This is a genomic window from Ruegeria sp. AM4 (assembly GCF_056540665.1).
Window position 1 is genome coordinate 267,227 of the sequence record NZ_JBQFXD010000004.1, and the last position, 15,778, is coordinate 283,004.

A 15,778-nucleotide genomic window follows, 5' to 3' on the forward strand; every position below is an offset into this window, starting at 1 on the left:
TTTGGTCACGACAAGCGCCAGAGGTTGACGAGGGCAGGTCAATGTCCTCTGCAGGCTCTACGGAAAGGCTGAAGCACTTGGTTGAGCGCTCTGTCGTTTTCTTCTGCGCCATGTGTCCCCGGGGGTCGACCTCATGATAAGTCGTCAGACAGTAAAGCGCTTTGTTCCGGCTTTTGTGCTGGTCGCTCTTGCTGCGGTAGTCGGTCTGGCGCGGTTCGGATCAACCAAACCAATTGACGCTGCGCGTTTTGCTGCACTTTATGACGTTCCCGGACCGGCACCTTCACTGCCGCAAAATGTCTTGCACCTAGGACACAGTCTTGTCGGTCAGGACATGCCGGTCATGCTGATGCAACTGGCCGGTAACGGACATGATTACAGCACTCAAATGGGTTGGGGCACCCCTTTGAAGGCACATTGGGAGCCCGATGAACCAATCAACGGGTTCGAACTTCGAAACATGCCGTCCGAATTCAAGGATGCCAAGGACGCGATTTCTTCGGGAAGATACAACACCTTGGTTCTGACCGAGATGGTCGAGATTCTGGCTGCGATCAAGTATTACGACAGCGCTGAATACCTGCACGAGTGGATACAACTCGGTCGGCAATCCAACCCTGACATGCGCGTATTCTTTTATGAGACCTGGCACACATTGGACGATGAGGAAGGTTGGCTCGAGCGTCTGGACAAAGATCTTGATCGCTATTGGATTGATGGGATCTTGCGCGTAGCGCTTGCCTATGAGGATCAACCGCAACCTGTCTATGTGATACCAGCTGGCCAGATCATGGCGAAGTTTGTGAGAGAGATCGAAAACCGCGGGGGTGTCGGGCCGATCAACAGTCGTGATGACCTGTTCTCAGATGAAATTCATCTGACTGACGTTGGAACCTATCTGGTCGCCCTGGCGCATTATGCGGTCATATATCAGCAATCACCGGTCGGGTTGCCTTACGAGTTGACCAAGGCAGACGGTTCCTTGGCCGACAGTCCTGGCGCTGAAGCCGCTAAACTCATGCAGGACATCGTCTGGGATGTCGTGACACACTTTCCCGCAACCGGAGTTCCCCAGCAGAACTGAATGATCCGCAAAACAATGTGTGTATCGACTTGGCAGAGCGACCTATCGCCCGATTAGGCAAACAATCCGGCAGCTTGATCATTCGCTCTTGTCGATTTGGCTTCTTCGCGACATGGTTGTCACATTCGTGGTAAGACCTTCCGACAGATAACAGGCTCACTAAACAGACCCATGCCCAATCTTATCGCTTACCTCGTGCTTTTGTCATGGCCACTGGTCATGGTGGTACTGTTCAAAAAGCTCTCGCCGGACCAAGCCCTGACCTGGTCATTCTTAGGCGCATTTATGGTGATACCGCCTGAGGTCTATGTAGATTTCCCCCTCGTTCCGACGCTCAACAAATACACGCTTCCAAGCATCGCCGCACTAATCCTGTGCCTGACTATGGTCGATCAGAAACTGCGTTTCTTTCCAAAGTCTTATTTCATCTCGATGTTGATGATAGTATTTGTCCTATCGCCGTTTTTTACGGTCATGACAAACCTCGAGCCAGTAATCTGGGGAATTGTTTTCTTGCCGGGGTTGTCGATGCGTGACGCCGTGTCTGAGGTAATGGGACACGCCATCATAATGATCCCGTTCATTCTCGGGTTCAATTTTTTGCGCACGACACAGTCCAGGCGTAGCTTCTTGTTCGCCTATATGATTGGGGGATTGATCTATACCGTTCCAATACTGCTAGAAGTCAGGCTCAGCCCGCAAATCAACTATTGGGTCTACGGGTATTTTCCAGAACTGTTCGCACAACAAATTCGGTTTGGCGGGTATCGCCCGACGGTATTCATGGGACACGGCCTAGTTGTCGCCTTCTTCATCATGATGGCGCTATTCTCAGCGGCGGTTCTGTGGCGCAGTTCAAAAGGCGAGAACCGCGGTCGGTATCTTGCCTCTATCGCCTGGTTGGCCGTCGTTCTAATACTGTGCAAAACGGTGGGCGCCGTTGTTTTTGTTTGCTTGTTTGCGCCCATCGTTCTGTTTGCCGGAGCTATGATCAAACGCTGGGCGATCCTTTGCTGCGCCCTATTCGTATTGAGCTATCCGGTCCTGCGTGCCGCCGAGGCGATCCCGATAGATCAATTGCTCAGCTATGCTGCAATGATCCAGGAAGAACGCGCACAATCGCTTGGCTATCGCTTCGAGAACGAAAAACAACTATTGGAGCATGCCTCTCAAAAACCAATTGCGGGATGGGGTTATTGGGATCGCAATCGGGTCTTCCATCCGGAAACCGGGCAAGACCTTACAGTACCCGACGGGTATTGGGTTATTGTTATCGGCGTGTTGGGTTGGGTCGGGTATATATGCGTTTTTGGCATGTTGACCTATCCGCTCATCAAAATGTGGTGGAAGAGACAGCAAAGCACAGGAACGGGTGACGACCATATCGTCCTTGGCATTGCCTTGATGTTGTCCGTAAATATCGTGGATCTCATCCCAAATTCGACCATCAATTACTTCACCTGGATGATCGCAGGAATGCTCCTCAGCTATGTGCTGCAGACTTCACCGTCGGAAGAGGAAAACAAGCAGGAGACGGCGCTTGAACTCGCGCCCAAACCCCGGCGCCACGAACGTCAACCGCGAGGTCCGCGCCCAGAAATCGACGTAGCGCAGGTTAAGTTTCACAGGAAAAAGCGATCGGAAAAGACGTGAGTGGATCGGAATTCAATCCGCTCAGAGTTTTTTAGCGGGAATACCGGCGACGGTCGCGCCAGACTCGACCTCCTTGGTGACGACGCTGTTTGCCCCGACGGTGACGTGATCACCAATCTTGAGCGGACCGATAATTTTGGCTCCGGCGCCCAGATCAACGTGCCCACCCAAAACAACGGTCGAAGCCAGCGTAACCTGATGAAAAATCATGCAGTTCGGGCCAATTCGGGCGCTTGGATGTATAATGATACCGGTGGGATGCGGCAATCGCAGCCCGCCTTCGATATGGGTGTTCAGATGGATTTCGGACTGTGTGATCACAGACCAAAACCGATGCACCAACGCCCAGTGTTTTGTCAGCACCCAACTCAACGGCCCGCCCCGCGCCTTTGCGGCCTGATAGCGGCGGATCGAACGCAACAACTTGTAGCCTGGATCCCAGAACTGCCGGACCTCTTCACGTGACCAATCCGGCACGGTCGCCGAAATCAGTCCGTCATCGCCCGGATGCTGATCAGTTTCCCAATCTAATTGGTCCTGTGCTACGGCTTTGTTCACAGTGTTGCCACCGAATCCGTCGGTCAGAAACCCAGGCGCGCAAGCCGGGGATAGACTCGACGGAAGACTACCGGCGGAAGCCAATTTTCCAACATATCCCGCCGGTTTGACTGACGGTCTTCTTGATCCCCTGTGCCTGGGCGCGGTTTGAAGATGGTCGAATGCGCCTTGCGGCTGGGGTCCCATGTCGCCGTGTAATAGTAGAGGGCGATCGACTGACGCGGCTCACCATCAGGGTGGTTTACCTTCTCAGGGTTGCCGTGGAAAGTGCTGGACCCGGTCGAGAAACAGCACATTCGGTTGAACGTAGGCACAAAGCTCTTCACCTTGGTGCTCATGTCATTGCTCCAAATCTCGAAGGACCCGCCCCATTCCTCGCGCCAGTCGTCGTTGAGATAAATCAGAACATTCAAACGCCGTTCCACCACCATCTGCTTGTGCAGGTTGAAGTCGGCGTGAATATCCAGATGTCCGCCGTTTTTAACGCGATGAATACCGGCACCAATATAATAGGGGTCCGGGATCAGCCCTTTGATGCCAGTCATTTCCTCTAAGAACAGGATGAATGGACGAGAGTTGAACGCGTGAAACAATTCGCGCGAGTAGGTCGGCAACCGCTCGGGATTATACTGTGTCTTCAGGTTTTCCTGCGCGCGTTCGAACGTGTCGCTGTCCTCGTCTTCCTTGAGCGACTTCAGATCAGCCTGAACCTTGCGCAACACTTCCTCGGGAAGAAAATTATCGATGCAAATATGATTGTAGGGCTGACCGCTCTGATATTCCTCGGCGAACGGTGCGGCCGCCGCACGAGCGCTGTCTACTGGTATACTCAAACGCTCGGGATCAATTTCATAGACCGCCATGCTTTATTCCCATTCTAACAAATACAATTTTTACCATTTAGATCGCTCCACAACTCCGGCACAGGGATCTAGGATCGATCATCGCTGCACCAAAAATGTCGTTTGGCGCGTCATTTTGCAATGTGACATATCAATCGTCGGCTTACAAACCACAAGCAGCGCACAATCTCGGCGGGCTGGCCGAATTGTTTGACTGTATGCAACAGCCAAGACCAGCCGGACGACCCGAAATTCCGCCAAGATCTGCAATTACTTACATGAAAACAAGCTTGGACCGCAAAGATTGGCGAATCAAGGAGTGCAAGTTATTGTGGCGCAATCCTATTTCTGCCCTTATTTGGTGCTACCAGTGCTTCGTAGAACTTAACTAGTCCAAAAGTGTCATTCTCTTTATGCCCAGGTTGCTTATTGTCGGCACCGGTTATGTCGCCGACCTGTACCTTAGATCGCTGAAACTCTATCCCGAGATTGAAATCGTAGGATGTTATGATCGGGATACTGCGCGTCTTACCCAGTTTTGCGCGCATTGGTCGTTGACAGCTGCCGACAGCCTCGACGCGCTGCTGGCGTGGGGTTCAAGCGGAGATATTCTGGTCAATCTGACCAATCCCTCTGCACATTATGAGGTCTCGCGCGTGGGGCTTGACGCCGGATTTCACGTCTATTCCGAGAAACCTCTTGCCATGCAAATGGACGAGGCCATCGCGCTGACTGAGATGGCCAATGCTCGGGATCTTCGTCTTGCATCAGCGCCTTGTAGCTTTCTGGGAGAATCCGCACAAACAATCTGGGCCGCAGTGCGTGCAGACACCATCGGCCCAGTGCGTCTGGTTTACGCCGAGATGGACGACGATTTCATCTCACAAGCGCCCTATCAAAAGTGGTTCTCAGAGAGCGGCGCCCCGTGGCCGGCAATCGACGAGTTCGAGGTGGGCTGTACACTAGAACATGCTGGTTATTACCTGTCCTGGTTGTTGCCGATATTTGGCCCCGTACGTACAGTGGTAGCAGCGTCGGCAGAGCTGGCCGACAAATCGGATGTGACGGAAAATGCAGCTCCTGATTTCTCGGTCGGCACATTGTTCTTCGAAAGCGGAGTAGTCGCGCGACTGACATGTTCTATTCTGGCCAAACATAACCATGAACTTCAGGTTATCGGAGACAGAGGCGTGATCGAAATGGACGAGTGTTGGAACAACGCCGCACCCGTGCGCGTTCGCAAGCGGTTCACAGTTCGCAGACGCTTGATGAATGCACCGATCGCACGGCGACTGAAGCTGAAGCAGCCGACACATCCAAAGCTTGGTCGGAAAGGTGCTGCATCAATGAACTTTGCACTGGGGATCGCTGAAATGCGCGGCTCTGTCCTCGAAGGTCGGCCGTGCCGCCTTTCATCGGATCTGTCGTTGCACATGAATGAGGTAACACTTGCGCTGCAAAATGCGGGTGAACACACGGGCGCTGTCGCGATGAAAACCCGATTTGAACCGGTAATGCCAATGCCATGGGCCGAGAAACTGGCGTGAAGCGATGAACGCAATATCGATCCTGATCCCGGCAAATAACGAAGAAGGCTATATCGGCCCATGTCTTGAAGCTTTGCTGGCTCAAGTTTCGGAACATTCGGCCGAAGTTATCGTATCGGCGAATGCCTGCACCGACGCGACCGTTGGAATTGCCCGCAGCTACACACAACGCTTTCAAGAAATGGGGTGGCGGCTGATTGTTCTGGATTCTGAAATCGGGGGAAAACCAGCCGCACTCAACCGTGCCGACGCCGCAGCTACCGGAAGTTGCCGCATTTATCTGGACGCCGATGTTGTCATGTCACCCATGCTGCTGGATCAGTTGGCGCAAGTCCTGAGCCGCCCGGAACCTGTATACGCAAGCGGCAAACTTGTCGTGAGCTCAGCCAAAAGCTGGGTAACTCGAGCATATGGAAGGATTTGGGCGCGACTGCCCTTCATGACCGATGGCGTACCCGGCGCCGGGTTGTTCGCGGTCAATGCGCGCGCGCGCGCTCGATGGGCTGCCTTCCCCGAGATCATTTCAGATGATACGTTTGTTCGTCTGCAGTTCACCCCGGACGAACGCGTCCCGGTTCCAGCCTCGTATTCCTGGCCACTGGTCGAAGGTTTTTCTGCCCTGGTTCGCGTTCGCCGGCGCCAGAATGCCGGCGTGGACGAGTTGAAACGACTGTATCCAGGAATATTGGCACGTGAGGGCAAGCCCCCGTTGACGCTTGGATATGTATCAAAGCTTTTCGTGACAGATCCGATCGGACTGATCACGTATGTTCTTGTCAGTTTGGCCGTAGGTCTCAAGCATGGCACAGGTTGGAGTCGCGGGCGATGACAATCGGTAACGTTTCACATCTTTCAAGCGGGTTTAAGGTATGATCCCAGCGCAACCTTCGACATACAGACGCGAATTGGACGGTTTGCGGTCGGTCGCGATAATTGCAGTAGTGCTCTATCACTTTGCTACGCCCGGTTTTGGTGGAGGGTTCGTCGGCGTCGATGTCTTTTTTGTACTTTCCGGATTTTTTATCGGAAGGTTGCTGTGGATTGAGACGATTGAAACGGGAAAAATAGACTATTTCCGATTTCTGTTCCGTCGGGTACGCCGTTTGGCCCCTGCCTATTTTCTTATGATCCTTGTGGTCTCATTCATCGCCTACCAAGTTCTTCTGCCCTACGAATATCGCTTTTTCGGCAAGGAACTGATCTCTTCGACGGTCTATATGTCCAACATCATGTATTTCCGCGAAGCGGGATATTTTGACATTGGCTCCGACAGCAAGGTTTTGCTGCACACATGGTCGCTATCGGTAGAAGAGCAATTCTATATTTTCTTGCCACTTGTCATGCTGGTCCTGGCAAAGCGAACTCAGCCATTGATTTGGGTTGTAACGGCGATTTTTGCGGTCTCTTTGGTTTCCTGCATTTTGGTCACTCGGATATCTCCGACGACGACCTTCTTTCTGTTCCCCTTCCGGGCGTGGGAGTTGTTGTCGGGTGTGCTTTTGGCCATCTTCGGTCAACAGCGCTCGTTTTCCTGGACCGTTCATCCAGCCCTAAGCTGGCTAGGGGTCGCGATGATTGCAGGGTCGATTCTGTTTATGCCCGCCGGCGGTTCATTCCCCGGGGCTTTGGCTATATTACCGGTCCTCGGGACCGTATTTTTGATCGCAAATGGGAAGGATGCCAACCCGATCAATCGAATCCTGTCCCATCCCGTTCCGGTCTTCTTTGGACTGATTTCATATTCTTTGTATCTGTGGCATTGGCCTGTAATGACGTTGTCAAAATACGTCTCTGACGGGGATCAAAGCGCGCTGACGCGGATCGCCCTGATTGGCCTCTCGGTTTTTCTGGCCTGGGCTTCGTGGCGGTTTGTCGAAACGCCATTCCGGCGCGGAGCGATCAGCGGAAAGGCCCTTTTGAGCGGAACAGCCGCTGCCTCAATCTTTACCCTGGGTACTGGGGGTATGATCTATCTGGAAGACGGCGCACCGGGTCGCTTCCCGGCTGAAATTCGCAAACATGTCGATGCCACTGCCGATTTTCTTCAGGATTTCAGCCGTTGCACGGTTGCCAAAGACGGCGCTTGGGAGGGAATAGAGCTTTGCCCGATAGGGCCTGATGGCCCTCCACGTGTATTGATCTGGGGCGACAGCCATGTCCGGGCGTTTAAAGAAGGGCTGGAATTGGCCGCGTCGGAGGCAGATGTACCAGCTCTGATCATCTGGCGCGCAGGATGCCCACCACTATTGGGCATCGGCAAGGAAGAAGATACTGCGACACCCTTGCAGAACGCCGCCTGCGCACAAGCAAATGAACAGATCGCGAAGGCCTCGTCAGAACTTGAGTCGGTTCAGACCCTGCTATTGATCGGGCGCTGGTCATATTACACTGATGGAACCGGTGTCGGCCTCGACAGCCATATCAACGTCAAGATTTTTCCGACCGAAGGCAGCCCGGTCACTGGAAATTCACAACCAGACATTGTCGCCGACGCCTTTGCGCATAGTCTCGATAACCTGTCCGCCAGATTCAAAAGAATTTTCGTGCTTCGCCAAGTCCCTGAGATCGCGCAATATAGCGCGCGCGAGACTGCGCGGAAACTATTGCACGGCTACCTGGAAAATTCAGACGATTTGACCGAAGTTTCCCGCGCAGAGGCCGAAAGCCGATCTGCAAACGCGGATCGCATCTTGAGTTCTTTGGAAAGTTCCGTTGTGGTTCTCGACCCTTGGCCGGAGTTTTGCAATGCCGAGTTCTGCTCAACATTGCATGACGATCATTCAAATTTTTTTGATAACAACCACATAACCAATACAGCAGCCCGTCGCGTACGACAGGTTTTTGATCCGGTGTTTATGGCAACCAGCGGAGGCTCCAGCTAGTGAAACCTCAAGAGGCGCAGGAAAGAGCCTGGGATGTGATCATCATAGGTGCCGGTATGGGTGGCGGTATCGCAGGACGTCGGTTGACCGAACGTGGGTTGTCTGTCCTTTACCTCGAAAAAGGTCCCGCTGGATACCGGACCGAACGACAAGCCTATAGTCCCGATATTGCTGATCCTGTGGCTCGACAGTTACGTGGTTATTGGCCAAAGCCGGTCGAAGCTCATGACGGCAAGTCCGTTTCTCGGTACTTTGCTCCACTTGGTAGCGGTGTTGGAGGCTCATCCGTCTTTTATGCAGCGGCGCTTGAGCGCCCCGAGCCTCACGATTTGGATACCGCACCAGGGCTTGCGCATCCAACGGGTGGCTGGCCGGTCGGGTTCGACGCGTTTCTACCTTACTTTGATCAGGCCGAAGACCTGCTTTTTGTGCGTGGCGGTCACGACTCCCTGTCTTCGGTTCCCTCAGTCAAACTGCGCCCGCCCCCAGAATTTACGGCCGAAGAAGAAGCAATGATGGCTGAGTTTCGTGAGTTGGGCCTACATCCCTATCACTCTCATATAGCCCAAAAACGGCTGGAGAATTGCGCCAATTGTCTTGGCGGGAAATGTCCGCGAGCCTGTAAGATGGACGGGCGCTCGGCCGGTGTGGAACCTGCGCTGGCCAGCGGCCGCGCTGCGCTACTGACCGATTGCGATGTTAGTGCGCTGGAAGAAGAGACCTCGGGCCGACTATCAGGGGTCCGCGTAACCCATAAGGGTGAGTCATTTTCGCTGAAGGCATCAACCTATCTACTTGCGGCCGGGTCGTTCGGTTCGCCGACGATTTTGTTGCGGTCGACAGATCATTCCGAAATGGGCTGTGCAAATTCCAGTGGCTGGGTCGGTCGCGGCCTAATGTTTCACATTGACAACTTCTTTGCAGTCTGGCCCCGGCGCGGGGCGAAACCGATCAGGAACAGTCGGGCGGTTTCGACGCGTGATTTCTACGTTGTGAACGGGCAGCGCATGGGATTGACCCAATCGATGGGGTATGAAGCCGACTACGGAACAATCATGCAGTTCCTGCTGATTCAATTCGAACGTTCGCGCTTTGCCAAATACAAAAAATTGAGTCGCCTGCTGAATATTCCTGCATTGGTCGCGGAAAAACTGTTCGGAAGCGCCGATGTCTTTGTCGCTCAGATGGAAGATTTCCCCGTTCACAAAAACCGTGTGATCGTGAACGCAAAGGACCCAGAAGTTTTTACGTTCGAATACTCGGTTGCAAAGGATGTTTTCACACGTCAGACCATCCTGCGAAAAGCTATCCGCCGCGCGCTGGGACGATGGCGGATGATGTTTCTTTCCATCAAGCCGATCGTTAATGTTGGGCACCCATTGGGCACATTGCGGTTCGGCAATGACCCGAAGACTTCTGTTCTTGATTCAAACTGCAAAGCCCATGACCTGGACAATTTATACGTCGCAGATGGCTCATTCATGCCGACATCTATGGGCGTCAACCCAAGCCTGACAATAGCTGCGAATGCGTTAAGAGTGGCGGACGTCATCGCCGACAGGCATGATATTTCGGCAAACAAAGAGAGGCGTCATGACTGAAGTAAGTCAGGAAATTCGAGCCGGAATAGCCGTCGTTACTGGCGCAGGCGCTGGTCTGGGAAAAGAACTTTGCCGCAACTTGGTTGCCAAGGGTGTCCGGGTGGCAGGTATTGGACGCAGCTCTGAGCCTTTGGAAGAACTTGGCAACGAGTTGGGTGAGGCGTTTTCGCCGATTACAGCCGACGTTGCCGACGCCGAAGCAGTGAAACGGGCTTTTCTGGCGATTGAAGCCGAGGCCGGAACGCCGACGGTCCTTATCAACAACGCCGCAGTGTACCCCCGTCGCGATATTCTGGATGAAACCCCGGATAGCTTCATGCAGTCCGTCAATATCAATCTGGGTGGCGTTTTTCATTGCTGTCATGCGGTTTTGCCCGGAATGGTCTCGCGCGGGTACGGTCGCATCGTCAATCTGAGTACGTTTGCGCATATTGCGCCCGCACCTATGGCGGCAGCCTATTCGGTGACAAAAGGTGCGGCTCACGTCCTGACCAATTCGTTGGTTGCCGATCTCGGGGACCGCTTTCCAGATATTGTTATCAACGATTGGATTCCGGGCTCGCTGAAAACAAGAATGGGCGTGCCGGATGGTATCGAACCGGCCGTCGCCGCAGAATGGGGTGTGCGTCTGGCATTGTGGCATGATCCAATGCTTACCGGGCGACTGTTTGATCAGGATACCGAGTTTCTGGAACCTGTTTCGCTAAAGCGTAAGATCCTCAACAAGCTAACGGGCAAAAAGCGGATACCACTTCGTTTAGCCTGAATGCGTCTTCATTTTTTGCTGTTCGCTTTGAAAGCGCTTATCGCTTGCTCGTAAACCTCAAGCGTTTGGTCGACCACTGTGTCCGGGCTGTAGAGCTTTTGGCAATCCAGCCACGCCTGATGACCCAGCTTGCCCGCCAGTTCCGAGTCGTCCAGCAGTCTCTGGCAGGCTGCGACCATCGCTGTTTCATCCTGACTGGGAACCAACAAACCGTTGCACCCATCTTGTATGACTTCGGGTATGCCGCCAACAGCGGTTGATACAATTGGGCACCCAAGCGACATGGCTTCCAAAAGCATATAGCCCATCGTTTCGTATTGCGACGCAACAAGCGTGAGGTAGTGACTGGTACGAAGTGCCATCAGGTCAGGATGCGCCATCTGACCTCTGTAATCGATGCGCGACCTTATAGCTTCGTCAAAGTTCTGACGTACAAATTCTTCAAAACGCAAAGGTTCGCCTTCGGTCTTCAACCCCTGATCGGGCCCGACAAAGGTAAGTCTGAGCTCTGGGTTCCTGGCAGCAAGTTTGGCAAAAGCCTTCAGGGCCAGATCTCCGCCCTTGATGCTGTCAAATCGTCCGATGTACAGGATGCTGTTTTTGTCGCAGCCGCCAGCGCGCCAAGTATCGTGCGGTGACGCGGCATCGATCGGCAACGGGATGATCGCGTTTTTTGACAGGTCCAGACCGTAATGGTCCTTCACCGTATTCAGTACAACAGAGCTGGAGGCCATCACAAAGTGTGCTGCTGAAATGCCCTTCCCCTCTTGTTCGGCGCGTTTGTTTTGCACGGGTTGATACGAATCCGCGTCGTTGAAACGGCCAGTGTCAATGAACGGTCCGTGCAGACGTACGACAACTGGCACAATATTTGCCTTTGCGATTTGCGCGCTCCAACCAAAGGCTTCTTCCATTTCAAAGACTTCGACACCCTTGTCCGCGACGAGATCGCGAACAGTCCTATAGATACCGTTGGAGTGCTCGATACTGGCCAAGGGAACAGACGTTAGCTTGGCCTGCAATCGCCGGAGAACGCGTCGAAGCACCCCATCCTTGAGCTCTTCAATTTCAATTGAATAGGGGTCTCTTTTCTTCAGTGATGGAGTGACAACATAGACCTCATGTCCTCTGGCGCGCAGCGACGATACAAGTTCCGCGCAATAGGTGATAATGCCCGATGCCTCTTGCCCGGGCGGCCACGAAGAAACATAAATTGCAGCTTTCATTGCTTTTCGAACCCGTGATCCAAGTTAACCGCCCAAAATCGGCACATGCAAACTCCGATGATCGCCTTCAAATCGCAGCCCATGCTTCGGCCATGCCCCAACCGACAGCAGCGCCCACCAATACCAGTGGCGTCAACCGAATTTCATGAAGCAACGATATCCAGCCTTCGCGACGACCCATTATCAACAGAATGAGAACTTCCGGGATGCGATAAAGCGCAACGACAAACAGTGCCCCGGTTGTCGATCCAAATACCCAAATCGCAATTGACAGCCCAATCCAGATTGTTGCCGCACTCACGAGGCTAAGCTTGGTCATTTCGCTGAAACGCCTTTGTGCGCTGTACGCTTCGCGCAATAGCCGGGGGCCGATCAGGATAAGTCCGATGGCAAGTATCTGGATCATCCCTGCGACATCCGCATATCGATCATCGTAGATGATATTCACCAGGGTCGGAGCAAAGGTGATCAGCGCACCAGAGCCAAACATCGCCAATCCATCAAACAGGATGCGATAACGATAGTAACGCTGCCGCAGTGCCGACGACTCGCCATTTTCCTGAAGTGCTTTGAAAACTTGCAGACCCATTTGAGCATGAACGGCGTTCAGAAACATCTCGATCATGTCGACGATTTGCCGGGCGATATAATAAAAGCCAAATGAGCTCGCTGACATGGCAAACCCAAGAATGAAACGATCAGCCATTATTGTCACCGCAGAAAGCGCAGAGTGCCCGACGATCCATTTTCCGCGCTCGATAATCACTCGGAAATCCGATGCGCTCCACCTGAAGCGCATCGAGGGACCCACATACATTGTGTAGCTGAGAACCACTGTTATGAAAGCGCCTGCGAGGTTTCCAAAAACCAGCGCCCAGATATTTTCCAGCCAAAGCGCCAACAAAATGGTGATAGTCGTCGTCAGGATAACAGTAATCAGGGTTTCTTTGGCCACCTGACGAAATTTCATCTCGCGCTCGTATGCGAATTTCGCGGGCGAGGCAAAACCCTCGAAAACCGAAACGCCACCAATAGCGGCGATTGCCAAAGGTAATGCAGTGTCAAAATAGCTTGAGTTGGCCGGGAAAATCTGAGCCCCCTGCCCCCAGGCAATGCCTTGCGCCAACAAGCAGCACACCAAGAAAATCAGCAATCCACGCAAAACCTGTGCTGTCCAGCACGAGCGCAGGAATCCATCCTCCAGTTCGCCTTCTCGCGTCAGTATCAACGAGCGAACACCCAGGTCGGAGAACATCTCCAATATGAAGATGAACGTCATAACCACCGCAAAGACACCAAAAATTTCTGGTGTCAGAATGCGTGTCAGGACTACTGTCGAGACTATTCTTGCAAGAACCTGAACAGCAAATACCATCGTCGACAGAGCAGCCGAGGCGACGATCTTTCGCCTCAGGCTGTCGCGGTCGGAAAGTAAATTTGATATGCGACGGCGCAGAAAATTCATCGCATGACCGCCGAGATTGTTATTGCCCGTTCAGATTTCACGATCAGTACCCGAACAAGTTGGCTTGCGTGATCCCTTTGCGGATAAAGGCATCTCGGTCAGATTCCGGGTTCCACCCAAGAAGCTGCTTGGTATGAGCGTTGCTAAACGGAGAAAGATGTCCTCGTGACTTCCAATCGCTGTAGGATTGGTTTTTCAAATCCTTTAGTCCCACAACGTAACGTTTGAGCAGGTATTTTATGCTTCCGGACAGGTAGAATGTCCAAAACGCGCCCTTCTTGACGTCGATCCGCGCACCAAGAGCCGCGTGAATGGCGTCAAAATAGTCGCGCGCGCTCATCATCGGTTCACCAATCAAGTTGAAGGACTGGCCTACCGCGTCGTCATTGTCGATCATTGCGATCAAAGCGTCCGAAATATCTTCAATCAGCACAAATGGAAGGATATTCCGACCGTTGCCCCAAATTCGGACCGCTCCAGCGCCATGCCAACGCCCAATGCCCCAGTGTTGCAGTGGTCCACCTTCGCCAATCACAATACCAGGACGTGCGATCACCAGTGGCAAGCCTTTGGTCTTGTGCATCTCGAGCAGGCGCTTTTCACATTCTGCCTTGGATCGCGCATAGAGGTTTCGAACGCTCATATCGTCACCAAAACCGGTCTCTTCGGTGATCGTCCGGGACGGATCAGACATATCATAAGAGGCGATCGTCCCAGTATAGACCAGACGCTTTACCCCTGCTTCCAACGCGGCCTCGGCCACGCGGACCGCAACACCGACATCATTCTCAAGACAGCCTTCCCATGTGTTGTCCATTGATTTTGCCAAGTTGTAGACCACGTCAATTCCATTCATAGCCGCAATCAGCGCTTCCTTGTCGCGCAGGGACACCGCAACTGTCTCGACCTGATCGGCAATGTCCGCGAAAGGGCCATGCCTGCCCCGGCTTAGAACGCGAACTTGACGGCCGCTTTTGACAAGCGATCGCGTCAGGTGCCGACCGATAAAGCCGGTTCCGCCGATCACCATGACCGTTGGCTTCAAGGGTTGAGCAGGGGCAACCGGCGCTGGCTGATTTACATAGTTTTCGGGTATCAATTCGCAGATTTGCTCAATCGCGCCGATGACCGCCTTGGCGGAACCGACAGAGAAACGCGCGTCGACCTTGTTGTTACTCCGAACCGCATCGTAGAACTCTTCAAAAGCTCCCAGAAAGCTCAGCGCGTAAGGCGACTTACGGTTGAGTGAGGCAAGCTGACGGGCACCATTAACCAATCCTTCGCGTAGGTGCTGCCCGGCCAGGCCCATTTGCTGACGAAACGGATTTATCACGATGTCGGATGTGTTTTCGCGCCGGACAGTCAAAACATCCGAGGCGTAATCAAGCCGGGCCATTGCAGAGGACCCGTGTACGACGACCGAACGGTCATCCATGGTTTCGACGAGTTCAAGACTGAATGCCAGATCGACCTCGCCTGCGCGCGCTCGGATTGTCCAGCCTTGGGGTCTGATCTGTCCACCCTGCAAAGTGACAGGTTTACTGACTTCCAGCCGAAAATCCTGAATGTGACCAAACAGATCGACTGCAAATGCGAAAAGGTGCGGACCAAGTTCGAACAATAGGTTCCTTGTTTCCTGCAACATCCACAGCCCGTATGGGCCCGAACGCAATGGCGCAAGTGGGAACCGCCAGTTGAATTCGGCGCTATCAACCCGACCCAATGCACCTGACCGGATGGCGTTTTTTAAACGTGCATAGGACGGTACGCCCAAAAAGTTGTGGCATACGGCCGCCTTGCAACCCGTTGAAGCCGCAGTCTCTTCGACAGCTAAGCAATCGGCTTGCGACAGGGCGAACGGTTTCTCCACCATGACGTGAAGGCCCGCTTCCAGACACTGCTGTGCAAGGTTCGAATGAATATGCGGCGGGGTTAGGATGTGAACAGCGTCGCACACTCCAGCCGCTGCCATTTCCTCGATCGAATTGAAGGCTTCGAGCCCATAGGTGCTGGCGAAATCCGACGCTGCGGCAGGTGAGACATCGCAGATTGCCGTCAACTCAACACCTTTGGTCGCGCGAAGCGCGTTGGCGTGCCAGGTTGCGATGTATCCGGCGCCTATAAGGCCGACTCGAACAGGTTTTTGAGACATGG

General features: G+C 53.4%; 12 protein-coding genes. 7 read left to right on the forward strand and 5 right to left on the reverse strand.

Annotated features, from left to right (window positions below; translation table 11 throughout):
- The first annotated feature begins 133 nt into the window (after positions 1-133).
- Complete coding sequence (locus tag ACR0JA_RS10720; protein ID WP_480573947.1) at positions 134-1,084, forward strand: hypothetical protein; 951 nt, start codon at positions 134-136, stop codon at positions 1,082-1,084.
- Between the two features lie 171 nt (positions 1,085-1,255).
- Positions 1,256-2,737: a hypothetical protein gene (locus ACR0JA_RS10725; protein ID WP_480573950.1), complete on the forward strand. Its 1,482-nt coding sequence runs from the start codon at positions 1,256-1,258 to the stop codon at positions 2,735-2,737.
- A 21-nt stretch (positions 2,738-2,758) separates the two neighbouring features.
- Here the strand turns inward: ACR0JA_RS10725 and ACR0JA_RS10730 are convergent, their stop codons facing one another.
- Together ACR0JA_RS10730 and ACR0JA_RS10735 are read right to left on the reverse strand one after the other, a co-directional pair.
- On the reverse strand, positions 2,759-3,295 hold the full coding sequence (locus ACR0JA_RS10730; RefSeq protein WP_480573953.1) for a serine acetyltransferase: 537 nt from the start codon (positions 3,293-3,295) through the stop codon (positions 2,759-2,761).
- A 23-nt stretch (positions 3,296-3,318) separates the two neighbouring features.
- On the reverse strand, positions 3,319-4,158 hold the full coding sequence (locus ACR0JA_RS10735; protein ID WP_480573956.1) for a 2OG-Fe(II) oxygenase: 840 nt from the start codon (positions 4,156-4,158) through the stop codon (positions 3,319-3,321).
- A gap of 392 nt (positions 4,159-4,550) precedes the next feature.
- On the opposite strand from ACR0JA_RS10735, the gene ACR0JA_RS10740 reads away from it, so the two are divergent.
- From ACR0JA_RS10740 to ACR0JA_RS10760, 5 genes are read left to right on the forward strand one after another with little or no spacing between them, the layout of a single operon-like run.
- Positions 4,551-5,684, forward strand: a complete 1,134-nt coding sequence (locus tag ACR0JA_RS10740) for a Gfo/Idh/MocA family protein (protein ID WP_480573959.1) — start codon at positions 4,551-4,553, stop codon at positions 5,682-5,684.
- A gap of 4 nt (positions 5,685-5,688) precedes the next feature.
- Positions 5,689-6,513, forward strand: coding sequence for a glycosyltransferase family 2 protein (locus tag ACR0JA_RS10745; RefSeq protein WP_480573961.1), 825 nt, complete (start codon positions 5,689-5,691; stop codon positions 6,511-6,513).
- 40 nt (positions 6,514-6,553) lie between these two features.
- Positions 6,554-8,566: an acyltransferase family protein gene (locus tag ACR0JA_RS10750; RefSeq protein ID WP_480573964.1), complete on the forward strand. Its 2,013-nt coding sequence runs from the start codon at positions 6,554-6,556 to the stop codon at positions 8,564-8,566.
- Positions 8,566-10,167 (forward strand): GMC oxidoreductase, encoded by a 1,602-nt coding sequence (locus ACR0JA_RS10755; RefSeq protein ID WP_480573967.1) that lies wholly within the window; start codon positions 8,566-8,568, stop codon positions 10,165-10,167. Before ACR0JA_RS10750 ends, ACR0JA_RS10755 begins: the two co-directional genes overlap by 1 nt.
- Positions 10,160-10,933, forward strand: a complete 774-nt coding sequence (locus tag ACR0JA_RS10760) for an SDR family oxidoreductase (RefSeq protein ID WP_480573970.1) — start codon at positions 10,160-10,162, stop codon at positions 10,931-10,933. Before ACR0JA_RS10755 ends, ACR0JA_RS10760 begins: the two co-directional genes overlap by 8 nt.
- 8 nt (positions 10,934-10,941) lie before the next feature.
- Here ACR0JA_RS10760 and ACR0JA_RS10765 read toward each other — a convergent pair whose 3' ends face one another.
- The 3 genes from ACR0JA_RS10765 to ACR0JA_RS10775 all read right to left on the reverse strand — a co-directional run bounded on the left by ACR0JA_RS10765 (position 10,942) and on the right by ACR0JA_RS10775 (position 15,776).
- A complete protein-coding gene (locus tag ACR0JA_RS10765) occupies positions 10,942-12,159 on the reverse strand; it encodes a glycosyltransferase family 4 protein (RefSeq protein WP_480573973.1) in 1,218 nt (405 codons plus the stop codon).
- Between the two features lie 67 nt (positions 12,160-12,226).
- Positions 12,227-13,624 (reverse strand): oligosaccharide flippase family protein, encoded by a 1,398-nt coding sequence (locus tag ACR0JA_RS10770; RefSeq protein WP_480573976.1) that lies wholly within the window; start codon positions 13,622-13,624, stop codon positions 12,227-12,229.
- A 43-nt stretch (positions 13,625-13,667) separates the two neighbouring features.
- Positions 13,668-15,776, reverse strand: coding sequence for an NAD-dependent epimerase/dehydratase family protein (locus ACR0JA_RS10775; RefSeq protein ID WP_480573979.1), 2,109 nt, complete (start codon positions 15,774-15,776; stop codon positions 13,668-13,670).
- Between the last annotated feature and the right edge of the window lie 2 nt (positions 15,777-15,778).